This window comes from Leisingera sp. ANG-M6 (genome assembly GCF_000813905.1).
In the GTDB taxonomy this organism is placed as follows: domain Bacteria; phylum Pseudomonadota; class Alphaproteobacteria; order Rhodobacterales; family Rhodobacteraceae; genus Leisingera.
Genome location: NZ_JWLG01000011.1, coordinates 37,354 through 62,400, shown reverse-complemented (window position 1 = coordinate 62,400; position 25,047 = coordinate 37,354). Strand labels below are relative to the sequence as shown.

The following is a 25,047-nucleotide window of genomic DNA, read 5'->3' as shown; positions in this document are numbered from 1 at the left end:
GAGCGCGCGATGACACAGACGATCCTGTTTGACCCGCTGGTGCCCTGGCCGGTGATCTGGGCTGCCGGCGCGGTGACCCTGGCCGCCTTGCTGCTGGGCCTGTGGAAAGGGCTGTCCGGCTGGGCGCTGCGGGCGCTGGCCGCACTGGTGCTGCTGGCGGCCCTGTCTGGTCCGGTGCATCAGAGCGAGGACCGCGCGCCGCTGAGCGATATCGTGATCGTGACGGAAGACCAGACCGCCAGCCAGCAGTTGCGCGACCGCCTGGAACAGACGGAGCGCGCGCGCAGTCAGTTGAAGGCGGCGCTGGCGGACCGGCCCAACACCGATGTGCGCTGGGTCACCGTGCCGGATGGCGAGGGCGACGAGGGCACAAGGCTGATGGCAGCCGTTGCGCAGGCCTTGGCGGATGAGCCGCGAGCGCGGGTGGCGGGGATCATTGCCCTGAGTGACGGGCAGGCGCATGACGCCGATCAGCCGGTGAACCTGCCCGCCCCGATGCACCTGCTGCTGACTGGCCGCGAAGACGACTGGGACCGCCGCCTGATCGTGAAGAACGCGCCTGGCTTTGCCATCATCGGCGAGCCGGTCAAGCTGACGCTGAGGATCGAGGATCAGGGCGCGGTGCCGGCTGAGGGCGGTTTTGCAGATCTTGAGGTTTCAGTCGCGGGCGGGCCGCCGCAGCGGTTTGCCCTCCCCGTCGGCGTCGATTTCGAACTTCCGATGGTGCTGCAGCACGGCGGGCGCAACGTGATCCAGTTCTCTGTGCCGGAGGAGCCGGGCGAGCTGACCGCGCGCAACAATCAGGCGCTGGTGCAGATCAACGGGGTGCGCGACCGGCTGAGGGTCTTGCTGGTGTCGGGTGAGCCGCACGCGGGCGGGCGCACCTGGCGCAACCTGCTGAAGTCCGACAGCGCTGTGGATCTGGTGCATTTCACCATCCTGCGCCCGCCAGAGAAGCAGGACGGGGTGCCGGTGGAGGAGCTGTCGCTGATCGCCTTCCCCACCCGCGAGCTGTTCCTGGAGAAGATCGAGGATTTCGACCTGATCATCTTTGACCGCTACAAGCGGCGCGGCATCTTGCCGGCGGTCTATCTGGACAATGTCGCCAATTACGCGATGGGTGGCGGTGCGGTGCTGGTGGCGGCGGGCCCCGATTTTGCCAGCGCCGACAGCATCTATCGCTCGCCGCTGTCGCTGATCCTGCCCGCTGAACCCTCGGCGCGGGTGCTGGAGGAAGCCTACCGTCCGGAAGTGACCGATCTGGGCAAGCAGCATCCTGTGACTTCGGGCCTTGAGGGCGCTGCAGACTGGGGCCGCTGGCTGCGCCAGATCGAGCTGCGGACGCCGGAGGGCCATGTGCTGATGAGCGGTGCCGGCGAACGCCCCCTCTTGGTGCTGAACCGGGTGGGTGAGGGCCGGGTGGCCCTGCTGGCTTCGGACCACGCCTGGCTGTGGAGCCGCGGATATGAAGGCGGCGGGCCGCAGCTGGAGCTGCTGCGCCGTCTTGCGCATTGGATGATGAAAGAGCCGGAGCTGGAAGAAGAGGCGCTGTGGGCCGAGGTGACGGGCCAGCGGATGCGCATCCTGCGCCGCACGCTGGCAGGTGGGGTGGGACCGGTGACGGTCACTGCGCCCGATGGCTCTACCGTGGCGCTGAATCTGCGTCAAACTGCGCCGGGTCAATGGGAAGCCCGCTATGAGGGGCCGGAGCCGGGACTGTACCACCTGCAGGAAGGCGAGGAGAGCACGGTGGTGGGGCTAGGTCCTGCGGCACCGAAGGAGTTTGAGGAAACCATTGCCACCGGGTCTGTGCTGGCACCGCTGCTGGAACCCCTGCGCGGCGGCGTCCTGCGGCTGGAGGACGGGATGCCGTCCTTGCGCAGCGTGCGGGCCGGGCGGCCTGCCTTCGGGCGCGGCTGGATCGGCCTGACCCCGCGGGAGGCTTATGAGACGCTTTCAGTGTCCCAAGGCCCGCTTCTGCCCGGCTGGCTGGCGCTGCTGCTCGCGTCCTTCTTCCTCCTCGCAGGCTGGCTGCGTGAGGGGCGGCGCTAGGCGGCTGCCGCAGCCGGGGCTCTCCCGCCTTTCGCAGGTTTTCTGGCAAAAACCCGCGAGCGTTGGGCCAAGCGCCGCGCCAAAGGCGCGGCGCGGGTCGCTTCGGGCACAGCCCGAAGCGAAACACCTCATCCCAACGGCAGCGGATTATTCCGGGAAAAACACCTCAACAACCGGGTCACCCGGCAGGCCCTGATAGGTCACGCTGACCCCGCCCTTGGTCTTTTGCGGCGGAAACAGCGGACCGAAGGAGCCGACGGAAATCAAGTCTCCGGCTTTGAACACCACCCCCTTGGAGCGCAGCCACAGGGCGGCATTGACCGGGTTGCCCAGTACCGCCCTGCCCGGCGCCTGAACCAGAATGCCGCCCGCCGCATCGCGCATTGTAACCGACATCTCCTCCAGCATCCGGGCCATTGCTGCCGGGTCCTCCACCGGAAGTGGCGCGCCGAGGACGCCGAGACGGGTGCCAACCCCCATTGCGGTGATCGTCTCAGCCGTGAAGGGCTGGCCCTTGGCAAGCGTCAGGTCGGGCAGTTCGATAAAGGGGCGGATGGCGGAGATATGGGCGAGGGCTTCCGCAGGCGTTGTGGCACCGTTGATCGCTTCGTCCGCAACCACCAGCACGAGGTCCGCCTCCACCATCGGGATGGCACCCCAGGGGGCGTCAAGAGTGGCACCGTCTTCCAGCATCATGTTTTGATAAAGCACCCCTTGCACAGGCTCGGTGGCTCCGAAGAGGTCCTGCGCCGGCTTGCTGGTGAGGCCTGCCTTGTAGCCGACAACAGGTCCCATAATTGGTTCCATGGCTAGAGCCAATTTGGCTTGAGAGCAGAGCGCGTCCTGCATGCTGCCGCCGGGGGACAGCGCCCGTGCCGGAGTCTTGGCCAGGTAGCTTTCTGTGAAGGCAGAGATTTCTGCATCCGTGGCGCAGGCGGCTATGGCCGCAGGAGCCGTCAGGGCCAGGGTGCAGGCGGCGAGCAGGGGTTTCAGCATGCCAAAGGACCTCGCAGGAATGCAGGGGATCAATCGATCCGCAGGTTAACCCGGTCGGAGCGGCCAGCGCCATCGACAATCACCAGGGAGGAGAAGCCGGGGCCGGGATTGGGCAGGGAGAACTCGCGGCGGCGCTGGCCCGATAGCACCGGCAAACCGTTGGCCATCACCAGGAACGGCGCGGTGCCGCCGCGGAGTTTCAGCGTCAGGTCCGCGCCCTCCAGTGCCAGCCGGGCGCCTTCAGGCGGGAAGATCAGTTCGGGCGCATCCGCGGTGTCCGTGAAGGCCGCATCTCGGGGACGGAAGCGCTGCAGCGGCTGCGGCAGGTCTGCGGAGCCGACGATCAGCGTGGCGGGCGGTGGCGGCGGCAGCGGGTCGAGAGCGGGTTTCAGTCGCCCGAAGGCTTCGAACAGCACCGGCGCGGCCAGATCGCCGCCGAAGATGCCGGGCACCGGCGTGCCGTCGGCACGGCCCATCCAGACGCCGATCACGTGGCGCCCGTCCCAGCCGATCGCCCAGGCATCGCGGTGGCCATAGGAGGTTCCGGTCTTATAGGCGATGGTTCCGGCCCGCGCACTGGCAGGGACCGGCAGCCCGCGCAGGATGTCAGCGACCTGCCAGGCGGCCTCGGGGGAAGTGAGGCGGCCTGCGGGCTGCAGCGCGTTGCCCTGCATCATGCGAAGGCGCGGCCCCTGCCCGCCTGCGGCCAGCCCCGTGTAAAGCTGCACCATGTCCTGCAGGCTGATGCCGAGGCCGCCGAGCGACAGCGCCAGCCCTGGCGCGCCGCCGGGGAGTTCCGGGCTGGCGCCGCTGGCGCGCAAGGACGCCATCACCCGGGCCGGGCCAAGCTCTTGCGTCAGTTTCACCACGGGGATGTTGAGGGACAGGTGCAGCGCCTCACGCACGGTTATGTCGCCGCGGAATTCGCCGTCGAAGTTCTGCGGCGCGTAGCCTGCGAAATTGACCGGGCCGTCGTGGACCAGAGTTTCCGGATGCGCCAGCCCCTGGTCGAAGGCGAGACCGTAGATCAGCGGTTTCAGAGTGGAGCCGGGAGAGCGGATGGCCTGCGTCATATCGACAAAGCCGCGCCGACTTGTATCCGAGTAACCAGGTGAGCCGACCATCGCCAAAACTTCTCCGGTCTGGTGGTCAGCGGCGATGAGCGCGGCGGAGAGGCGCGGGTCTGAGCTGCGCACGGCTTCACCCAGCAGGGTTTCCATCCGGGATTGCACTGCGCCGTCGAGTGTGAGGCGCAGCTGGCGTTTGCCGGGATGCTGCGCCGCGACCCGGTCCGACAGATGCGGCGCGAGGCGCGGGAAGGCGGCCATCTTGTAAGGCAGTACGGTCTGGCGGCCGGCAGCGGCCTGTTCTGCACTGAGGATGCCTTGGGCTTCCATGCGCTTCAGCACCCGGTCACGGGCATCGCTGGCAGCCTGGGGGAAACGGTCGGGGCGGCGGCGTTCGGGACTCTGCGGCAGGGCGACCAGCAGCGCGGCCTCGGCGGGCGTCAGCCGCTTTGGTTCCTTGCCGAACCAGCTGTAGGTTGCCGCGCGGATGCCCTCTGCCGCGCCGCCATAGGGGGCGTGGGTCAGATAGAGGGTGAGGATTTCGTCCTTGCTCAGGCGGCGTTCCAGCGCCAGCGCCACCCGCATCTGGCGCAGTTTGCCAGCCCATCGGCCGGTGGTTCCGTCCTCCAAAAGGCGCGCGACCTGCATGGTGAGGGTGGAGCCGCCGGAGACAGTGCGCCCGTTCCACAGCACCTGGCCTGCGGCGCGCAGGAGGGCGATGGGGTCAACGCCGGCATGGGACCGGAAGCGTTTGTCCTCGTAGCGCAGGAGCATCTGCAGGAAGCGCGGGTCGACGTTTGCGGGCTGCACGGCAAGGCGCCAAAGGCCGTCGCCGACCGGGTAGGCACGCAAGAGCTTGCCGTTGCGGTCGAGGACTTCGGTGGAAGTTTCGGTGAGGGTGAGCGGCAGGTTTGTGCGGTCGATCCAAGTGTCGAAGGCGCGATAGGCGGCGAACGTCACTGCAATCAGGACTGCTAGGACCAAGGCGCTCCATTTTTGCCACTTGCCTGGCCGATAGGTCGGGCATCGCCCGTCCGCCCTCCCGGGCGGGCGATACTCGCCCCCCCGCGGACGGGCGATGCCCTCAGTTTTTTTGTGCCAACGTATCACCTGACTTCCACACGCCCTGCCGCCGTACGGGCGCGGTAGGCCGGGCGGTACATGTCCTCGACCGAGGCCGCCGGATGGAGGAACACGCCGGATGTCACTGCACGAACCACATAGGCCAGCGTCACCTGTCCGGCGTCGCGCACATTCACCGCCGCCAGGAAGCGGTCGCTGCGGAACTCGGCGTGTTCCGCCTCAGCCGGGTTCAGCCAGTCGAGATCGCGCAGATCGCCGGAGCGCAGGAGGTTGGGGTTGTCGATCTCAAATCCCGCAGGCAGCGGGTCGTTGATCATCAGCCGCGCGCCAGTCTTCTCATGCGGTTTCACCCGCAGGACGGCGACAAAGCGGGCGCCTGCTTGCACGGACTGCACCTCCAACGGCTGCCCCTCCAGCGTGAAGTAGCTGCGCTCGATGGTGTAGCCGAAGCCGCCTGCGGCCGGCGGAACCTCTGGCACGCCAAGGGTGGTGAGGGTTATTTCAGCTGTTTTGCCGCTGGCGGCGGTCAGTGCAAGTTCCGGCACGTCCTGACCGTCAGCCGCCTGCACAAACGGGCCCTGGACCGGCTGGCCGTTCACGAGCAGACCTGAGTCCTCGGGATTCTGCGCCAGCGCATGGGCGGCCATCAGGGTCCACGCGGATTCCTGGGTGGAGCGATAGCCGCTGGCGTTTGAAAGCCGCGCGGACAGGCCGACGCGGTCCACGGCCTCTGATCCGGCTTCCGCCGCCAGAGCCAGAACGCCCGCGGTGTCGCGCAGGCGGGTGCCGAAATCGGCGCGCCAGAGGCGGGCTTCACCTTGGCTCTCGGCACCGATCATCTGCGCTGCGCGGGCGAACATCCGGTCAGCGCGGCGCTGGTCGCCATAGGCCGCAAGGGCTGCTCCTAATTGGGCAGCGGCGAGGGGGGTGGCGAAACCCTCACCCTTCACATCCGCATAGTAGCGCAGGTCGCCCATCTGGGCCGCGCCCTCCCGCGCCAGCACCAGGAGGGCATAGGCGATCTCCTCGCCGCCGATGTCGAAATCGGCAGCATAGTTGATGCGGTTGCGCAGGTTGTCCATTGCCTGGGCAAAGGCCTGTTGCGGCACCTCATAGCCTTGCGCACGGGCGCGGCTGAGGAAGTCGCTGGCATAGGCATCCAGCCAGAACTCGCCGCTGTCGGCGCGCCAGAGGCCGAAGGCTCCGCTGGGGGCCTGGCGGGTCAGCACCTGGCGGATAGCGGCGTTGATACGGGCATCCACCGCCGGGCCGTCACCCAGACCTGCGGCCTGGGCGACAGAGCTGAGGTAGAGGAGCGGCAGCGCCTTGGAGGTGACTTGCTCCGTGCAGCCGTAGGGGTACTGGTCCAGTTCCGCCAAGAGGCCCGGCACGTCGAACTTGGCGAGCGGGCCGGAAGAGATAATGGCGCGGGCGGTGCCCGGGCGGAGGCCCACGAAGACGTCCTTGCTGAACAGGAAGGTGTCACCGGCTGCGAGGGTGAAACGGCGGGTTTCCGAGGTCACCGGATCATTGGCACGGACGGGCATCCGCAGGTCTTGCCGCAGCTCCTGCCCGTCCGGCGTGGTGAGGGTGAGGGTCAGCGCGTGGTCGCCCACGGTTTCAGCGGTGACGGGGAGTTCCAGCACTGCCTTGCCCTGATCTGCCAGAGTGACGGAGGCTGGCAGGCTGCCGAGCGTCAGGCCGCCGGCGGTGGCTGCCGTCAGCTGCATGTCTCCGGCGGGGCCGTCTGCGTGGACGATTTCAATGCGGGCGCGGCTTTGATCGCCCGGCGCCAGGAAGCGAGGCAGCGAGGCGGTGACTACCACCGGGTCGCGCACCAGCATGTCGGCCTCCGCCTGTCCCACAGCCTTGCCCGACCAGGCGACCGCCATCAGCCGCACGGTGCCGTTGAAGGCGGGGAGCGTCAGGGGGAATACGGCCTCGCCATTGGCGTCCACTTTCAGCGGGCCGGAGAACAGCGCCACAAGGTCCTGCGTTGGCGGCGGCGATTGCATCTTCATGCCGCTGTCCGCATCACCGCCGGAGCGAATCCGTCCCATCGCACCGTTGCCGGGGTCAATGAGGCGGCCGTAGACGTCACGCAGCTCCATCCCCAGGCGGCGCTGGCCGTAGTAATGCGCGCTGGGATCGGGGCTGGTGAAGCCGGTGAGGTTGAGGATGCCGAGGTCGACGGCGGCTACCGTCAGCCAGACCTCCTCGCCCTCAGCCGCGCCGTCCACGCGGAGTTTTGCCACTTGGGTGCCGCGCGGGCGGGTGACTTCGGGGACGTCAATCGCGACCTGCAGCTGCTGGCCGGGCTGGGTGACGCTGGCGTGAGCCAGTCCCAGGGCGCGCAGCGGGGTGCGGCCACGGTCGCCGGCCACCGGCTGGATCACGGTTGCAGTCACATAGGCGCCGCTGCCCCAGTCCTGCGTGACCTCCAGCGGGATCACGGTTTCGCCTGCCGGAACCTCCACCGCGATGCGGTGGACCAGGTGGTTGGAGACCACCGAAATCAGCGCCGTGCCCGCGGCCTGCGGCACGATACGCAGGCGGGCGGTGTCGCCGGGGGCGTAGCTTTCGCGGTCCAGCGACAGGTCCAGCCGGGCGGGGGTCTCGGTACTGCCTTCGGGCGCATACCAGCCGGCGTAGAAGTCATAGGCGGCAGAGGCATATGCGCCGTCGAGACGCTCCACCACCAGTTCATAACGGCCCCAGTCGACGGGCTGGGAGAGCGCAAGCGGGTCGCTGCCCAGCTGCGCCTCGCCGGTGGCGATACGGGTGCGGCGGGTGATCGGCTCCCAGTTCCAGTTGCCGTAGAGCTGATACCATTGATAGCGGGTTTCGACCCGGTTCAGGGTCCATTTCACGCGCATCGGCATAGGGGTGAGGTCGGGGGCCAAGGCGATCAGTTCAAAGCCGGCTTCTGAGCCTTCTGCCGCGACCTCGTCAAACTGCGGCTTGATGCCAAGGACCGGGCCCGCGGGCCGCACAGGCAACTCCAGCGTGCGTTCCACCGGGCGGGCGGATCCATCGGCAACGCGGGTGGTTAGGGTGGCGAGCAGCGGCTTTCCCTCGGCCGGGGTGGCAGCGGGGAGGCTGGCGGAAATGACAGCGCTGCCGTCTGTGCCGGTTTCCTGGCCGCCGAAGTATTCGGTCTGGGCGGAGGAGGCCTCATCATAGCGGCCGAAGCGGAAGCCCGGCCATTCAGTCAGCGTATTGGCAGCGGTGAGACGGATGCTGCCCTCTACCTTGAGACCTGCGCCGGGGGCGCCGAACAGGTAGTCGGCTTGCAGATCAATCTGGGCTGCACCGCCCGGCTGGAGGGCATCTGCATTGGCGACCTTCTGGGTAAAGTCGATGCGCTCAGGCAGAAAATCCTCAACCAGGATCTGGCGGCTGGCCAGCGCCGGGGCCTTGAGGTCGCTCTTGATCTCGATCCGCCAGGTGCCGCGCGGGGCGGCGGGGCCGGTGGCAAGTGCAAAGACATGGCCGCCCTGATGGCCTGCGGCGGAGGTCTGGCGGGTGTATTCCACGCCGTCCGGGCGCAAAAGGATTGCGGTGAGCGGCAAGCCGTCGATGGCCTGCGCATTGCTGTCGCGGGCCAGCGCGGTCGCATGCACGGTTTCCCCGGCGCGGAAGGCGCCGCGGGTGGTCGCCAGGAACACATCCACCGGCCCCGGGGCGGGACGGCCCGAAACGCCGCGGTCGGAGAGGTCAAAGGCGGCATCATTGAGGGGCAGGAAGGTGAAATCCCCCTCCCCTGCCCGCGCGGTGATCAGCGCCGGTGCCGCGCCGCTGGTGCCGCGGGTGAGGCCTGGGGCAAAATGCACATATCCGCTGGCGTCGCTGCTGGCGGTCGCCAGAACTTCATTGGCGGCGGAGATCAGGCTGACCTCGGCATCCGCCTGCGGTTTGGCATCGCGCAGCCCCTGCACCTGCACATACAGCCCGTCGCTACCGGACATGGTGCTGAGGCCGAGGCCGGTCAGCACAAACCACTGGGTGGCGCCTGCATCGTCATAAGGATCAGCGCCCGGCACCCGGGCGGTGAGCGCGTAAAGCCCCGGCTTCTTCTGCCCAGTCAGCGCATCTTCCAGTGGCAGGCGGCTGGTCATCACCTGATTGATGGCGGTGTCAACGCTGGCACTGCCGGTCCAGATTTCCTCGGCAATATCCGAGGCAAAATGCTCATCCTCCCACTGGGAGAGCGGCTTGGCGAAATAGCCCTCCTGCAGGGTGCGCAGCACGTTGCGGCTGCTGACCCGGCGCAGGCGCAGGTCGAGGTCCGTGACATTCACAGTTTCCACCGGCAGCGCCGCCTGACCGCCTGCGGGCAGCACATAGGCGCGGCCCGGGAAGCGGACCTGCGGGGAGCGGTCGCGGACATAGTGGGTCAGCTCCACGTCCTTCAGAAGCTGCTCGCCGCTGGCGGCGGGCAAGCCGCGGCGCAGGGTGATGCGGTAGCGCTTGCCGTGCTCCACCCCGTCCACACACAGCTGGCGGCCCTGAGCGGTAACGGCAAGATTGCCCTCAGGTAGACGGACATAGTTTTCGTAGTCGGTGCCAGCCTGTTCCAGATCTTCGGAAAACTCGGCACAGATGCGCGGTGCGGCGCTGTCGCTTTCGACGGTGCTGGAGGTGACTCGGAAGCCGTATTTCCGGATGGCATGGTTCAGCAGCTCGGCGTTGGCCTTGAGAGGAATGATCTCCTCCGCCAGATGCAGGAGCGGCAGCATATCCCGCCCGCGGCCCAGTGATTCCACCGACTCAGCTGCCTGGCGCAGCGCCTGGGCCTGCGCCTCGGGTGCCTCTGTCCGCAGGTAGCCGTTCAGCGCCGCGGAATAAGCCTGCACACGGTAACGGCGCTGCTGGCTGCGGCTGTTGCTGTCCTTGGCGGCACGCAGCAAATATCCTGAAAATTGGGTCCAATCCGCAGCCTCATCGCTCAGCACCGCGGCCTGCGCCATCCAGCGCAGCGCAGCCAGCGACTCGCCATCCCGAAGCAGGGTGCGGGCAGCGGTGCGGGCCTCATCCGCGTTATTGGTTTCCAGCGGGTAGTCCAGTCCCATAGTGCGGGCTAATCCGGCGGCGCGCTGCAGTTCCTGATCCGACAGGAAATCCAGCCGCGCGACACGCGATGCTGCGGAGGCGGCCAGCCCGGGCGCGGCGGGCTGTTTCACCGCTGACAGGGCCCCCGCATAAGGGCTGGATTGTCCCAGCGCGGATTTGGGGAAACAGGCGTTTGCCCGTTGATTGAACACGAATCCAGCGCAGTCCGCCTGCGCTGAGCAAGCCCGGGCGCAGGACGCGGCATCGGTGTCAAACAGCGGCTGCAGGTCGGATCCGAAGAAATCGGTATCCGCGTAAGCCTGGTAACGAAACTCGGGAACCGCCTGCTGCGCCTGGGCAGCCGGCAGAAACACAACAAAAGCAATGAAATAGAGAAAAGCAGAAGCAAACAGACGCGGCATGGCACCCTCCAATACTGGGGGCAGGCTGGCACGGGCTTAACGTCATAGCAAGATTCCTCCGCGTAACAAAAAGGGAGAGCAGCGCCGCTGCCCTGCGCGCAGAAATTGCTGGGCGCTATTTTGTGCTGATGGATTGCGGAGTTTGCAGGGATGAGCCTTGCTGACAAACTGGCGGAGGAACGGCGGGCAAGGCTCGCCGCCGAACGGCTGCTTGAGCTGAAGCAAGCCGAGCTGTCCGCTGCCAACCGCAAACTGGGCCGCCACGCGCTGGCGCTGACCAAGCAGATCGGCCAGACCCAGGCCGAGGTCGCCACCGTGCGTGACGAAAACGCCAAGGTGAAATCCGACCTCCATACCGCCAACGAGAAGATCGAGACCGCCGAACGGCGGCTGTGGCATTCGATCCAGGCGTTTCAGGACGGGTTTGCCTTCTTTGACGCGGCGGGCCATCTGATCGGCGCCAACACGGCTTACCTCAACATCTTTGACGGGCTGGAAGAGGTCACGCCGGGCATCACCTACGCGCGGATCCTGGAGCTGCTGATCGAAGAGGGGCTGATCAGCACCGGCAGCATGAAGGCCGGCGACTGGCATGCGATGATGACAGAGCGCTGGAAGTCCGATTCCCCGGAACCGGTTGTGGTCCAGCTCTGGGATGAGCGTTACTTGCGGCTGATTGACCAGCGCGGCCATGGCGGTGATGTGGTGACGCTGGCGCTCGATATCACCTCAACCGTGCGTTATGAGCAGGAACTGCAGGATGCCCGCGCCCGGGCCGAGGCGGCAAACCGCGCCAAATCCGCCTTCCTCGCCAATATGAGCCACGAGATCCGCACCCCGATGAACGGCGTGGTCGGCATGGCAGAACTTCTGAACGACACCGAACTGGACGATGAGCAGCGGCTTTATGCCAAGACCATCAAGAATTCGGGCGAGGCGCTGCTGGTCATTATCAATGACGTTCTGGATTACTCCAAGATCGAGGCCGACAAGCTGGAGTTGCACCCGCAGGAGTTCGACCTGGAGCGCAGCCTGCATGAGGTGGTGATGCTGCTGCAGCCCACCGCCCGCGACAAGGGGCTGGCGCTGCTGGTGGATTACGACCTGTTCCTGCCCACCCGCTTCACCGGCGACCCGGGCCGCATCCGGCAGGTGCTGACGAACCTGGCCGGCAATGCGGTGAAATTCACCAAGACGGGCCATGTCACTCTGCGGGTGACCGGCATCACCTCCCCCGAAGACGGCCAATGCGCGGTGCATGTCACTATCGAGGATACCGGCATCGGCATCCCTGCCGACAAAATCGAGCATGTGTTCGGCGAATTCAACCAGGTCGAGGACGAGCGCAACCGCAAGTTCGAGGGCACCGGCCTGGGGCTGGCGATCTCCAAACGCCTGATCGAGATGATGGGCGGCGAGATCTGGGTCGACAGCGAAGAGGGCAAGGGATCCTGCTTTGGCTTCCGGGTGCCGCTGCCGGTGACTGGCCCGGCTGAGCAGGCGCTGCCGAAACTGCCCGGCAGCCTGCGCCATGTGCTGCTGGTGGATGATGTGCCGCTGAACTGCGAGATCCTGCAGAAGCACCTGCAGATGCTGGGGCTGCAGGTGACAACGGCCGGCACTGCCGCCGAGGCGCTGGCGGCGATGCAGGGCGGCATCAGCCTGGTGCTGAGCGGCCATAACCTGCCTGGTTTGGACGGCTTGCAGCTGGCCCGCGACCTCAGGGCTTACGGCTGGGACCGGGTGCCGGTGCTGCTTCTGAACTCCAGCCCGCATGCTGCCATCGGGCCAGATGTGCGGCAGCTGGTCAGCGGCGTGCTGCAAAGCCCCGCACCGCGCAGCGATCTGTTCAGCCAGCTGGCCCGGATCGGCAGTGACGCCGCGGCTCCGGCCCCGGTTCCCGCCGCGCCTGCTCCAGCGGCGCCTGCTTCAATAGCCCCCGCAGCTGCTCCTGCGGCACCGGCTGTGGTGCCGGCTCCCTCACCCGTGCCTCCTGCACCTGCTGCGGCGGTGCCGGCACAACCTGCTGTCCCTGCTGCCGCTGCCCCGCCTGCAGCCCCTGTCGTGCGCAAGATGCGGGTTCTGGCGGCGGAGGACAACAAGACCAACCAGCTGGTGTTCCGCAAGATCGTGAAGGAGCTGAACATCGAGCTGCAGTTCGCCGGCAACGGGCTGGAGGCGGTGGAGGCGTTCAAGACCTTCCGCCCTGACCTGATCTTCATGGACATCTCGATGCCGGTGATGGACGGCAAGGAAGCCACGATGGAAATCCGCAGGCTGGAAGCCGGGACAGGCACCCATGTGCCGATGGTGGCGCTGACCGCACATGCAATGGCAGGCGATTCCGAGGGTATTCTGGCTGCCGGGCTGGACCATTACCTGACAAAGCCGCTGCGCAAGGCGCTGATCCACGACCAGATCCGCAGTCATGCGCCCGCAGGCGTTAAACCGGTGGAGACTGATGGTCCGCCTGCCCAGGCTGCAGCGGGCGGCGCACCCTAAGCAGGCCCCGGGGGCCTATTGCCAGCCGCTTTCTGCCCGCGTCCCAAGGCTCGGTGGGCAAGGCTTTGGGTCCGCCACAAGCAGCTGAGGCTGCGGCCGTCACAATCTAATCCTGTCTTGACGCGCCGGAACACCCGACGGTTCTCCCGCCCCCGCGGGCGCACCGGCTGCGCCGGAGACGCCCTTATGCGGCCTTGGGCCCGGCTGCGCGCGTTCCGCGCGCTGCCGGGCCCAACCGGAACGGTGCATTCTTTGAATGTGCCGGAGCGGGCGGGAGCCTCCCCGCTCTCACTCAGGATTTGCGCAGGAAGACAGGCTTGTCCGGCTCCGACATCTGCGGCTGGTAGGCATAGCCGCCGGCATCGAAGTCCTTGAGGCTTTCGCTATCCGTCAGCCGGCGCTGGATGATATAGCGCGCCATCGCTCCGCGGGCGCGTTTGGCGTAGAAGCTAACCACCTTGGGGGTGCCGTTCTTGTCTTCCATGAACACCGGGGTGACCACCCGCAGCTTCAGCGCCGCCAGATCCACCGCACCGAAATATTCCTGGCTGGCGCAGTTCACCAGCACCTCTGCGCCAACGGCCTCTGCCTGCGCGTTCAGCGCCTCGGATATTTGCCTGCCCCAGAATTCATAGAGGTTCTTGCCGCGCGGGTTCTTGAGGCGCGAGCCCATCTCCAGCCGGTAGGGCTGCATCGCGTCCAGCGGGCGCAGCACGCCGTAAAGGCCCGACAGAATGCGGAAATGCTCCTGCGCCCAAGCCATTTCATCACCGTCCAGCGAGGCGGCCTCCAACCCTTGATACGTGTCGCCGGCAAAGGCCAGCGCCGCCGGGCGGGTGGCGTCTGTCTTGGGGTCGGCGGCAAAGTCCTGGAAACGGGCATGGTTCAGCTTGGCCAGATCCTCGCTGATGTGCATCAGCTTCATCAGGTCTGCCACCGATTGTTCGCGCGCCACATCCGCCAATTCCACCGCGTCGTCATGCAGCGCGGGCCAGGTCATCTCCTGATCCCGTTCCGCCCAGTCCAGCTTCTTGGCCGGAGAGGTTACTACCAGCATATCTGCCCCCTTCTGCTCTTGGCGCGACCCTAGCCCGCGCCGCGCAGGACGTCCAGAAACGCCGCCGCGAAACGTTCGGCGCGGCGCTCTCCTAACAGCCTTGTGATGCCGGCCTCGTCGCCAGCACGCAGCTGCGCCACCTTGGCCAGCAGCGACGCCGAACAGCTGAGCGGCTTCAGCGTGCCGCATGCACCGCGGGCGAGCTGTGCCTGCGCTTCCAGCAGCCCGTCAAAAACGGAACCGGAGTCCCGGCCCGCCAGCTTGCGCCGTGCCGGATGCAGCTGCTCAACCGCACCGGTGATCACGCCCAGGAAATCTTCGCCGTAGCGTTCCAGCTTCTTGGCGCCAACGCCATTGATGCGCGCCATCTGGTCGAGGGTTTCCGGGCGCAGCTCGGCCATCTCGATCAGGGTGCGGTCGGGGAAGATCACATAGGCCGGCACTTTCTGCGCCTCGGCCAGCGCGCGGCGCTTGGCCTTGAGCGCCGAGAGCAGCGGGGCGTCCTCCTCGGAGACCAGCGCCTTGACCGCCGGGCGGCGGTCTGCGGATTTGATGGTGTCGCGGCGCAGGTCAATGGATTGCTCGCCGCGCAGGATCGGCAGCGCCGCTTCGGTAAAGCGCAGGGCGCCGTGGCGCTCCGGGTCGGGGCGCAACAGGTCATGGCCCATCATCTGCCGGAACACCGCCTGCCACTGGCGCTTGCCGAATTCCTTACCGCAGCCATAGACCGACAGTTCGTCATGGCGCTTGGCGCGGATCCGCTCGTTGTCGGCACCCAGAAGGATGTCAATCAGATGGCCGGAGCCGAACCATTCCTCTGTCCTGAGCACCGCCGACAGCGCCTTTCGCACCACTGTAGTGCCGTCGAACACATCAGCGGGCGTGTCGCAGAGATCGCAATTGCCGCAAGGCGCCGCCTCTTCGCCGAAGTAGCCCAGCAGCTTCTGGCGGCGGCAGCGCAACGCCTCGGCAAGGCCCAAGAGCGCATTGAGCCGCGCATGGTCGGCGGCGCGGCGTTCGGGCGGGGCGAGGCCCTCGTCGATCTGGGCGCGGCGCAGGCGGATGTCGTCGGGGCCGAACAGGGTCAGGGTTTCGGCCGGCGCGCCGTCGCGGCCCGCGCGGCCGATTTCCTGGTAGTAGGCCTCTATGGATTTCGGCAAGTCGGCATGGGCGACCCAGCGAATGTCGGGCTTGTCGATGCCCATGCCGAAGGCAACCGTTGCGACCACGATCAGACCGTCCTCGCGGGCAAAGCGGGTCTCGACGATGCGGCGGTCCTCAGCCTCCATGCCGCCGTGGTAGAAACAGGCGGAATGGCCTGCTTCGCGCAGCGCAGCAGACAGCGCTTCGGTTTTGGCGCGGGTGCCGCAGTAGACGATGCCGGACTGGCCCTTGCGGGCGGCGGCGAACTCCAGGATCTGGCGGCGCGGGCTGTCCTTGGCCCCGAAGGCGAGGTGAATGTTAGGCCGGTCAAAGCCGCGCAGGAAACTGCGGGGGGCCTCGCCGTCGAAGAGTTTCTGGACGATTTCTTCCTGGGTTTCCTGGTCTGCTGTTGCAGTGAAGGCGGCCAGCGGCACGTCCAGGGCGCGGCGCAGCTCGCCGATGCGCAGGTAGTCGGGGCGGAAGTCATGGCCCCACTGGCTGACGCAATGGGCCTCGTCCACCGCAATCAGGCTGACGCCGATGCGGCGCAGCATCCCCATGGCGGCACCGGAGGCGAGGCGTTCGGGGGCCATGTAGAGGAGCTTGAGCCGCCCGGCCTCGATTGCCTCCCAGACCTGTTCGGTCTCTTCATCGGTGTTGCCGGAGGTAAGCGCACCGGCGTTGACTCCGGCCTCCTGCAACGCGCGGACCTGGTCGCGCATCAGCGCAATCAGCGGGGAAATCACCACGGTGATTCCGTCGCGCAGCAGCGCGGGCAGCTGGAAGCACAGCGACTTGCCGCCGCCGGTGGGCATGATCGCCAGCACGTTTTCCCCGGCGGTCACGGCGTCGACGATCTCCTCCTGCCCCGGGCGGAAGGCGTCAAAGCCGAAAATCTCGCGCAGAATGGGAGTCGCGCCGCTGAGGGCGGTCATATCCGTCATGGGGGCGGAGGGCCTCGTGGTCAGTGCTGCTCTTCTTTGGCAGGCACAATCCCACAGGAGGCATGAGGCGGCAAGGCCCGCAGGTAAAAAGCCCGGCAGGAAACGCCGGGCCGGAGATTTTCAGATCAGTAGAACGCCGAGACGTTGTTCACCAGGATGATGCGCAGCGCATAGACGCCGATCAGCACCGCCAGCGGCGCCAGATCAATGCCGCCCATGTTGGGCAGGATGCGGCGCACCGGCGCGTAAAGCGGCTCCAGGATCCGGTTCAGGCCGTACCAAATCTGCCCCACCAGCTGCTGGTGAAGGTTCAGGACCTGGAAGTTGATCAGCCAGCTCATGATCACATGGGCAATGATGAAGAACCAGACCACGTCCAGGATCAGCATCAGGATTTGGAACAGCGAGACCATCGGTATTTCCCTCTTTCGAACAGCCTCACAGGTAAGCAGACGCAGCGAAATGCGCAAGGCTTCCGCGAGGTTGCGGTTGACGCGCTGTAAACGGGTGGCATCACGGGCACATGGCAACTAGGAGCGCGCGCCGATGTACCCGATTTTCCGCCTGATCAAGGATACCGTTCTGGCCAGCCGGATGGAGCGGCTGCCGATCACTGGCATGCATGTCTCCAGCCACATCTGCTGGCCCTGGGACCTGGACATGTGGATGGAGCTGAACAACGGCCGCACCATGACGCTGTATGACCTGGGGCGCACTATGCTGGCGCAGCGGGTGGGGCTGATCAAGGCGCTCCGGCAGAAACGCTGGGGGCTGACAGTGGCAGGGTCCTCCGTCCGCTACCGCCGCCGCATCCGCGGCTTCGAGAAGTTCGAGATGCGCAGCCGCACCGCGGGCTGGGATGAAAAGTTCATCTATGTCGAGCAATCCATGTGGAAGAAAAACGGCGACTGCGCCAGCCATGTTATGTTGCGCACGGCGGTGACGGACAAGCACGGTATCGTGCCGCCCGGGAAGGTTCTGGAGGCGCTGGGACAGGACACGGAAGCCTCGCCCGAGCTGCCTGGCTGGATCAGGGACTGGTGCGCGGCGGATGGCGGCCGGCCCTGGCCGCCGATGCAGGACGGGCTTGCCTAGGCCCCTGCCCGCCTGCCATACCTGAAGGCAACAAGAATAAGAGGCCGGGTATGCAGCAGGTGTCCACGCGCAAGCGGATCTGGGGGTGGTGGTTCTTTGACTGGGCCAGCCAGCCTTATCAGACCCTGCTCGTCACCTTTGTGTTCAGCCCGTTTTTTGCCGCCGTGGCCGCCGAGTATTTCATGGGCCAGGGATTGGACAGCGAGGGCGCCAAGGCGCAGGCGCAGACCGTGTGGTCGATGTGCCTGACCATAACCGGGCTGATCATCGGCTTCGGGGCGCCGTTCCTGGGGGCGCTGGCGGATATCACCGGCAGGCGGTTGCCCTGGATCATGATGTTTTCGCTGATGTATCTGATCGGCGCCTGGGGGCTGTGGTACATGGACCCGGGCGGCAGCAACCTGTGGTGGATGCTGGTCAGTTTCGGCTTTGGTTTCATCGGCGCCGAATTTGCCCTGATCTTTGTCAATGCGCAGCTGCCGACACTGGCAAGCCGCGAGGACGTGGGCGACATCTCCGGCTCCGGTTTTGCCTTTGGCTATCTGGGCGGGGTGATCGCACTGTTCATCATGCTCTTGCTGTTTGTGGAACAGGGCACCGGCAAAACGCTCATTGGCCTCAGCCCGGCCCTGGGCCTGAATGCGGAGGCCAAGGAAGGCACCCGCGCCGTCGGCCCCTTCACCGCAATCTGGTTTGCCGTCTTCATGATCCCTTACTTCCTTTGGGTGAAGGACCGCGGCGCGACAGGGCGCAAGGCCAGCCTGGGCAAGGCCTGGCAGATGGTGGTCAAGCTGGTCTCCGGCCTGCGCAGCCGGCTGAGCCTGGCAAGCTACCTCGGCTCCTCGATGCTGTACCGGGATGCGCTGAACGGGCTCTACGGTTTCGGTGGCGTCTATGCCAAGCTGGTGCTGGGCTGGGAAATCACCCAGATCGGCATCTTCGGCATTGTCGCCGCCTTCGCCGCCACGGTGTTCAGCTGGCTCGGCGGCAAGGCCGACCGGCGGTTCGGACCCAAGCCGGTGATCATCACCTCGATCCTGATCCTGTCTTTCGTTTGCCTGATCATCGTCTCCATGTCCCGGCACCAGATATTCGGCGTTGCGCTGGCGGAGGGTTCTACCCTGCCGGACACGGTATTCTTTGGCTGCGGTATGCTGATCGGCGGTTTCGGCGGCATCCTGCAGGCGGCCAGCCGCAGCCTGATGGTGCGCCACACCAGCCCCAAGGACGCGACTGAGAGCTTTGGCCTTTATGGCCTGTCAGGGCGCGCCACCGCGTTTCTGGCGCCGATGCTGATCGGCGTTGCAACAACTGTCACCGGCAGCGCCCGGCTGGGGATCACCCCGGTCATCGGCCTGTTTCTGATCGGATTGGTACTGTTATTCTGGGTTCAAGGAGAAGGAGATCAGGGTTGAGACTGTTACTTGCCATCTGTCTGGCGGTTGCGGGACTGAGTGTTCCGGCAAGCGCGCAGACCCCCGCCAAGGCGCTGTTCGGGGCCAAGCCCAGCGCTTCACAGCAAAAACCGGCGCCGTTCGGCTCCTACGCCAAGGGCTGCGTGGCCGGCGCCGCGCAGCTGCCCGAGACCGGACCCACCTGGCAGGCGATGCGCCTCAGCCGCAACCGCAACTGGGGGCATCCAGCGGCTATTGATTTTGTGAAAGACCTGAGCCGCGTCGCCGCCAGGCAGCGCGGCTGGAAGGGACTTTATATCGGTGACATCAGCCAGCCGCGCGGCGGACCGATGCTGTCGGGCCACCGCAGCCACCAGATCGGGCTGGACATCGACATCTGGATGCGCCCGCCCGACCGGCTGAACCTCAGCCGCAGCGCGCGGGAGAACATCTCTTCGATCTCCATGCGCCGCGCCAAGGGCGCCTATGTGAATGCGAGCTGGAGCCGCGCCCATCACGAGATCCTGAAGGCGGCGGCACAGGACAAGCGGGTGGCGCGGATTTTCGTCTTTCCCGGCGCCAAGGTGCAGATGTGCAATGACGAGAAGGGCGACCGCCGCTGGCTGCGCAAGATCCGGCCCTGGTGGGGGCATCACTACCACTTTCATGTGCGGCTGGCCTGCCCGCGGGGCGCCCGCGGCTGTGTCGATCAGGCGGCCCCGCCCAAGGGTGACGGCTGCGCCGATGCGCAGCAGTGGGTGAACAACATTCTGAACCCGCCACCGCCGAAACCGGTTGACCCGAACGCGCCAAAGCCTAAACCACGGCGGGACTACACCCTTTCGGACCTGCCTCAGCAATGCGCCGCCGTTTTGCAATCAAACTGATCCTGGCTGTTGCCGCTGCCGCCGGACTGGCGGCAGCAGGCTATGCCGCCAGCCGGCCGCTGGCGGCGGACAGCACCGCACAGTATCTGGGCAGCTATACCTGGACGTTGAAAAAGCCCTGGTTCGGCGGCTTCTCGGCGCTGAAGATCACCGATGGCGGCCGCGCCATGGTGGTGCTGAGCGACCGGGCGACACTGGTCACGACGGACATTCAGCGCAAGGACGGCAGGATTTCCGGCGTCACGGCCAAAACCGCGCACCGGCTGCGCGCCTCCACCGGCAAGACACTGCGCGGCTTTGCCGGCGACAGCGAGGGTCTGGCCATCGCCGCGGACGGCAACCGCTACATCTCCTTTGAGGGTGCGGCGCGGGTCGCCCGCTACCGCCGCCCCGACAGCCGCGCCAAGGTGCTTCCGCGGCCCAAGGGATTCCGCAAGCTGCCGCCCAACAAGTCACTGGAGACCCTGGCGATCAATGCCCGCGGGCACCTCTACACGCTGCCGGAACGGGCCTATGACAAACACGGACAGATCCCGGTCTGGCGCTGGAACGGGCGGCGCTGGAGCCGGCCCTTCAGCCTGCCGCCGCGCGGCGGGTTCCTGCCGGTGGATGCGGATTTCGGCCCCGACGGGCGGTTCTACCTCCTGGAGCGCGATCTGACCCTGCTGGGCTTCCGCTCCCGGCTGCGCCGCTGGGACATCACCGACAGCGGTCTGGAGAATGAAACCGTGCTGCTGCAAACCGGCCCCGGTACTCATGACAACCTTGAAGGCCTGTCGGTCTGGACCGATGCAAGCGGCCGGATGCGCGCCACCATGGTATCCGACGATAACTTCCTGCCGGTGCAGCGCACCGAGCTGGTGGAGTACGCCCTGCCCCGCTGACGCAGCACACCCGCGCCGCGCCCAACCGCAAGGGGGCCTTTGCAGAAGGCACACGGCGCGGGCGGGAGCCTCCCCCGGGTGCGGAAACCTTGCGAAACCGGCACAGGCAGTCTAAGGGATCCGGTCTTTTGCTGCGGAGCCCTCTCTGCGGCCCCGAAACAAACGGATCCTGCGCATGACCCGCTCGCATATTCCCGGCATTCTTGCCATGGCCGCCGTGGTGGTGGCCTCCAACGTCCTGGTGCAATTCCTGTTCGGCAACTGGCTGACCTGGGGCGCCTTCACCTATCCGGTGGCCTTCCTGGTCACCGATGTGATGAACCGTGTCTACGGCGCTGCCGCCGCGCGCAAGGTCGTGGTTGCGGGTTTCATCACCGGGGTGATCTGCTCGCTGATCGGCACCCAGATCATGCTGCAGGGCGACGGTTTCACCTACCCGGCGGTGACGCTGCGCATCGCGCTTGGCTCCGGCCTCGCCTTCCTGACAGCGCAGATGCTGGACGTTGCCATCTTCTCTGCCCTGCGCGAGGGGAAGTGGTGGCGGGCGCCGCTGGCCTCCACCCTGATCGGCTCCTCGGTGGACACCGCGATCTTCTTCACTGTTGCCTTCTCCGTCTCGCTCGCCTGGATCGAACCGGCCAATGACGTATCCTGGGCGGGCGACATGCTGCCTCTGATCGGACAGGGGCCGGTGGTGCCCTACTGGGTCTCGCTGGCCTTCGCCGACTGGCTGGTGAAACTGTCGCTGGCGCTGCTCGCGCTTGTGCCCTTCCGCATCATCGTGCGTAAGCTCTCCGCAAAGACCACATGATTTTGTTTTGACATCTGCCGAATCTGTGGCAGGCTGGGCTTACACGAAACATCAGAAAGGAGGTGCCCATTGTCTAGAGAAGCTATGGAGAGCAGTGCCGGAACAGTTCAGAAGGAGTGCGGCCGAGGCAGCCCTTGGTACGTATAGATCACTGAATTGGTGCTGACCTAACCGGTGCACCTCCTATCATCTCGAAGGGCTGTTCCCCGCGTGTGGAACAGCCCTTTCGATTTTAAGATCCCCTTCCGCAAACCACCCAAGCCATGATCCGCATCAACGACCAGATTACCCTGCACGACTGGGAAATGACCGAGAGCTTCATCCGCGCCTCGGGTCCCGGCGGGCAGAATGTGAACAAGGTGGCGACCGCCGTTGAGCTGCGGTTCGAGGCCGAGCGCTCGCCTGCGTTGGCGCCCGCGGTCAAATCGCGGCTGAAACGGCTGGCCGGGCGGCGCTGGACCAAGGACGGCGCCATCATCCTGCAATGCGACGAAACGCGGTCCCAGCAAAGGAACCGCGAGATCGTGCGCGAGCGGCTGGCGGAGCTGGTGCGCAAGGCGCTGGTGGCACCGAAGCGGCGGATCGCCACCAAACCGACCCGCGGTTCAGTCCGGCGGCGGCTGGACGCCAAGAAGCAGCGCGGCGAGTTGAAAACGACGCGCGGTAAGATCGACCCGGATTGACCCAGCCCCGCTTCCGGGGATTGCACCTGCTCTCCTCTCCGCCCATGCTGGCGCCAAACAATGCGGGAGGGAAATCATGCGGCTGGACGGAAAGACCGCCATCGTGACGGGCGGCGCCTCGGGCTTTGGCGCGGGCATTGTGCGCAAGTTCCTGGTAGAAGGCGCACGGGTGATGATCGCAGACATCAATGGTGCGGCAGCAGAGGCAATGGCAGCGGAGCTGGGCAGCAATGCTATTACGCAGACAGTAAATGTCGCGGATGGCTCATCGGTCAGCGCAATGGCAGAGGCAGCGCTGGCGGCCTTCGGCCAGCTGGATATCCTGGTGAACAACGCAGGCGTCACTCACCTGCCCAGCCCGCTGGAGGAGATCAGCGAGGCGGATTTCGACCGGGTGCTGGGCGTCAACGTGAAATCGGTCTACCTGACCGCCCGCGCCCTGGTGCCGCATATGAAGGCCAACCAGCGCGGCGCAATCCTGAATGTCGCCTCCACCGCAGGCGTCTCGCCGCGCCCCAATCTCAACTGGTACAACGCCTCCAAGGGCTGGATGATCACCGCCACCAAGACCATGGCGGTAGAACTGGCGCCGCACGGCGTGCGGGTCAATGCAATCAACCCGGTGGCAGGGGAGACGCCGCTGCTGAAGTCCTTCATGGGCGAGGACACCCCGGAGATGCGCGCCAAGTTCCTGTCCACCATCCCGATCGGGCGGTTTTCGACGCCGGAGGACATGGGCAATGCCGCCTGCTTCCTGTGTTCGGACGAGGCCAGCATGGTCACCGGCGTCGCCATGGAAGTAGACGGAGGGCGTTGCATATGAGGCCTGTGAATCTGGCAGAAAAGCTGGCGATGTTCTCCAGCCACTGGGACCCGCATGTGGTGGCGGAATACAACGGCAACGATGTGATGGTGGTGAAGTTTCAGGGCGAATTTCCCTTTCATCATCACCCGGACACCGACGACTTCTTTCTGGTGCTCGAAGGGGAGATGGTCATGGATATCGAGGGTGAGCCGCCCCGAACCGTACGCGCGGGCGAACTGTTCGTGGTCCCAAAGGGCGTCACACACCGCCCCCGTGCCGAACAGGAATGCAAGGTGCTGCTGATAGAGCCGAAGGGTGAGCCGAACACCGGCGATGCAGCAACCGCAGCCCCCAAGCCGCGGATCTGACCCGGCCTTTTCATCTTTCTTCAAATACTCCCGCCGGAGGCCGCGCGCGCCAGCGCGCTCCCCAGAAAAAGGACGTCCCGCCATGCTCCCCGGTCCCAGGAACCTGATCACCGACGTGCCCGGCATTCTCGTCGGCAACGCCCAGGATGCGGCATTGAAATCCGGCGCCACGGTGCTGACGGCGGACAAACCCTTCACTGCTTCGGTGCATGTGATGGGCGGTGCGCCGGGCACGCGGGAGACCGATCTGCTGGCACCCGACAAATCGGTCGCCAGGATCGATGCGCTGGTGCTGTCGGGCGGCTCTGCCTTCGGGCTGGATGCCTGTTCCGGTGTGATGGACGCGCTGCATGAGGCGGACCGCGGCTTTCCGGTCGGCCCGGTGCGGGTGCCGCTGGTGCCGGGGGCCATTCTTTTTGACCTGCTGAACGGCGGGGATAAGGGCTGGGACCAGAACCCCTACCGCGCCCTGGGCCGGGCGGCTTTTGAGGCGGCGGCGGGAGAATTCGAACTTGGCACCGCAGGCGCTGGCACCGGCGCGCTGACGGCGATGCTGAAGGGCGGGTTGGGGTCTGCATCGCTGGTGCTGGACAGCGGCGTCACCGTGGGCGCCCTGGTTGCAGCCAACCCGCTGGGCGCCGTCACCACCCCGGGGGAGCGGCATTTCTGGGCCGCGCCGTTTGAAATCGGCGATGAATTCGGCGGGATCGGGCCTGATACCGCCTCCGGGCTGGGCCGCAGCCAGCAGAGCCGCAAGGTCGAAGCGATCCAGAAACTGAGCGGCGCCCCGCTGCCGCCGGAGGGGGCCAATACCACCATCGCCATCGTTGCCACCGACGCGGCACTCTCCAAGGCGCAATGCCAGCGGCTGGCCACGGCGGCCCATGACGGCATCGGCCGCGCCATCCTGCCTGCCCATTGCCCCGGCGACGGCGATCTGGTCTTTGCCGCCAGCACCGGCGCCAGAGAGCTGGAGGCACCGGACGCGGAACTGGGCCAGTTCTGCCATGCTGCCGCGCTGTGCCTGAGCCGTGCCATCGCACGCGCGGTCTATCTCGCCTGGCCTGAACCAGGCGACCTGCTGCCCTGCTGGGCCGAGCCTTGAAACACCGCAGCTTCCTGCCGGGACTTTGATGCGCGTCAAACTGCCGGTTGACACTGCCGGCTAATAAATCATGAGTCACACCTGCCAACTCATAGACTGGAGCAAGCAATATGAAACCTCTTTTGACTGCCGCCATTTTCGGCCTCCTCGCCGCCCCTGCCTTTGCCGAAGGCGACCCGGCCAAGGGCGAGAAGGGGTTCAACAAGTGCAAGTCGTGCCACATGGTGGTGTCCGACGCGGGCGATGTGATCGTCAAGGGCGGCAAGACCGGCCCGAACCTGTGGGGCCTGGCAGGCCGTCAGGCGGGCACCGTCGATGGCTTCAACTACAGCGATGACCTGGTTGCCGCTGGCGAAGCCGGACTGGTGTGGGACGAAGAGAAATTCGTCGCCTTCGCGGCAGACCCTAAGAAATTCCTGCAGGCTGAAACCGGCGACAGCAAGGCCAAGTCGAAAATGTCGTTCCGCCTGAAGAAGGGCGGCGAGGACATATATGCCTTCCTGGCCAGCAACGGCCCCGCCCCAGCGGAGGAAGCTGCCGCTGAGGAAGGTGCAGAAGCCGCCACCGAATAAGCCCTGAAGCCGTCAAAAACGGCCCTGAAGCCGCGGCATTTTAGCCGCGGCTTTTCGCGTAATTGCTTTCCGTGCCCGCAAACGTTAGCGGTAGTTGCTATACCCGCCGGAATGCGGCAGGCCGC

General features: G+C 66.2%; 18 protein-coding genes. 12 read left to right on the top strand and 6 right to left on the bottom strand.

The genetic code is table 11. The annotated features are described in order from the left end of the window. Window positions 1-9: 9 nt before the first annotated feature. Window positions 10-2,052 carry a membrane protein gene (locus RA24_RS08645; RefSeq protein ID WP_039191013.1) on the top strand — a complete coding sequence of 681 codons (2,043 nt, stop codon included), beginning with the start codon at window positions 10-12 and terminating at the stop codon, window positions 2,050-2,052. A gap of 147 nt (window positions 2,053-2,199) precedes the next feature. Here the strand turns inward: RA24_RS08645 and RA24_RS08640 are convergent, their stop codons facing one another. From RA24_RS08640 to RA24_RS08630, 3 genes are all read right to left on the bottom strand, one after another. After that, window positions 2,200-3,048, bottom strand: a complete 849-nt coding sequence (locus tag RA24_RS08640; RefSeq protein WP_039191011.1) for a 2-keto-4-pentenoate hydratase — start codon at window positions 3,046-3,048, stop codon at window positions 2,200-2,202. 29 nt (window positions 3,049-3,077) lie between these two features. Further along, window positions 3,078-5,099, bottom strand: a complete 2,022-nt coding sequence (pbpC, locus tag RA24_RS08635; protein ID WP_039191009.1) for a penicillin-binding protein 1C — start codon at window positions 5,097-5,099, stop codon at window positions 3,078-3,080. Between the two features lie 122 nt (window positions 5,100-5,221). Beyond that, on the bottom strand, window positions 5,222-10,672 hold the full coding sequence (locus tag RA24_RS08630) for an alpha-2-macroglobulin family protein (protein WP_193747118.1): 5,451 nt from the start codon (window positions 10,670-10,672) through the stop codon (window positions 5,222-5,224). Between the two features lie 150 nt (window positions 10,673-10,822). On the opposite strand from RA24_RS08630, the gene RA24_RS08625 reads away from it, so the two are divergent. Continuing rightward, the gene (locus RA24_RS08625; protein ID WP_039191007.1) at window positions 10,823-13,174 is read left to right on the top strand and encodes a response regulator; all 2,352 of its coding nucleotides are present in this window, start codon (window positions 10,823-10,825) and stop codon (window positions 13,172-13,174) included. 292 nt (window positions 13,175-13,466) lie between these two features. On the opposite strand, the gene yaaA is transcribed toward RA24_RS08625, so the two are convergent. From yaaA to RA24_RS08610, 3 genes are all read right to left on the bottom strand, one after another. Further along, window positions 13,467-14,231: a peroxide stress protein YaaA gene (gene yaaA, locus RA24_RS08620; RefSeq protein WP_039191006.1), complete on the bottom strand. Its 765-nt coding sequence runs from the start codon at window positions 14,229-14,231 to the stop codon at window positions 13,467-13,469. A 29-nt stretch (window positions 14,232-14,260) separates the two neighbouring features. After that, window positions 14,261-16,318: a DNA helicase RecQ gene (gene recQ, locus RA24_RS08615; protein ID WP_039191003.1), complete on the bottom strand. Its 2,058-nt coding sequence runs from the start codon at window positions 16,316-16,318 to the stop codon at window positions 14,261-14,263. Between the two features lie 125 nt (window positions 16,319-16,443). Continuing rightward, on the bottom strand, window positions 16,444-16,731 hold the full coding sequence (locus tag RA24_RS08610) for a YggT family protein (protein WP_019295027.1): 288 nt from the start codon (window positions 16,729-16,731) through the stop codon (window positions 16,444-16,446). A 133-nt stretch (window positions 16,732-16,864) separates the two neighbouring features. Between RA24_RS08610 and RA24_RS08605 the strand changes: the two genes are divergently transcribed. The 10 genes from RA24_RS08605 to RA24_RS08560 all read left to right on the top strand — a co-directional run bounded on the left by RA24_RS08605 (window position 16,865) and on the right by RA24_RS08560 (window position 24,922). After that, on the top strand, window positions 16,865-17,413 hold the full coding sequence (locus tag RA24_RS08605; protein ID WP_039191002.1) for an acyl-CoA thioesterase: 549 nt from the start codon (window positions 16,865-16,867) through the stop codon (window positions 17,411-17,413). 17 nt (window positions 17,414-17,430) lie between these two features. Continuing rightward, window positions 17,431-18,828 (top strand): MFS transporter, encoded by a 1,398-nt coding sequence (locus tag RA24_RS08600; RefSeq protein ID WP_272946445.1) that lies wholly within the window; start codon window positions 17,431-17,433, stop codon window positions 18,826-18,828. Then, entirely contained in the window at window positions 18,825-19,694 is an 870-nt protein-coding gene (gene mepA / locus RA24_RS08595) for a penicillin-insensitive murein endopeptidase (RefSeq protein ID WP_039173080.1), read from the top strand. The genes RA24_RS08600 and mepA overlap by 4 nt, the downstream gene beginning before the upstream one ends. Further along, window positions 19,667-20,578 carry an esterase-like activity of phytase family protein gene (locus RA24_RS08590; RefSeq protein ID WP_039191000.1) on the top strand — a complete coding sequence of 304 codons (912 nt, stop codon included), beginning with the start codon at window positions 19,667-19,669 and terminating at the stop codon, window positions 20,576-20,578. The genes mepA and RA24_RS08590 overlap by 28 nt, the downstream gene beginning before the upstream one ends. A gap of 175 nt (window positions 20,579-20,753) precedes the next feature. After that, complete coding sequence (locus RA24_RS08585) at window positions 20,754-21,389, top strand: queuosine precursor transporter (RefSeq protein ID WP_019295032.1); 636 nt, start codon at window positions 20,754-20,756, stop codon at window positions 21,387-21,389. 263 nt (window positions 21,390-21,652) lie between these two features. Then, window positions 21,653-22,072, top strand: a complete 420-nt coding sequence (gene arfB, locus RA24_RS08580) for an alternative ribosome rescue aminoacyl-tRNA hydrolase ArfB (protein WP_039190998.1) — start codon at window positions 21,653-21,655, stop codon at window positions 22,070-22,072. A gap of 76 nt (window positions 22,073-22,148) precedes the next feature. Continuing rightward, complete coding sequence (locus RA24_RS08575; protein ID WP_039190996.1) at window positions 22,149-22,895, top strand: SDR family oxidoreductase; 747 nt, start codon at window positions 22,149-22,151, stop codon at window positions 22,893-22,895. Further along, a complete protein-coding gene (locus tag RA24_RS08570; RefSeq protein ID WP_019295035.1) occupies window positions 22,892-23,245 on the top strand; it encodes a cupin domain-containing protein in 354 nt (117 codons plus the stop codon). Before RA24_RS08575 ends, RA24_RS08570 begins: the two co-directional genes overlap by 4 nt. A gap of 82 nt (window positions 23,246-23,327) precedes the next feature. Then, on the top strand, window positions 23,328-24,350 hold the full coding sequence (locus RA24_RS08565) for a P1 family peptidase (protein ID WP_039190994.1): 1,023 nt from the start codon (window positions 23,328-23,330) through the stop codon (window positions 24,348-24,350). A 110-nt stretch (window positions 24,351-24,460) separates the two neighbouring features. Then, window positions 24,461-24,922: a c-type cytochrome gene (locus tag RA24_RS08560; RefSeq protein WP_019295037.1), complete on the top strand. Its 462-nt coding sequence runs from the start codon at window positions 24,461-24,463 to the stop codon at window positions 24,920-24,922. Window positions 24,923-25,047: the final 125 nt, after the last annotated feature.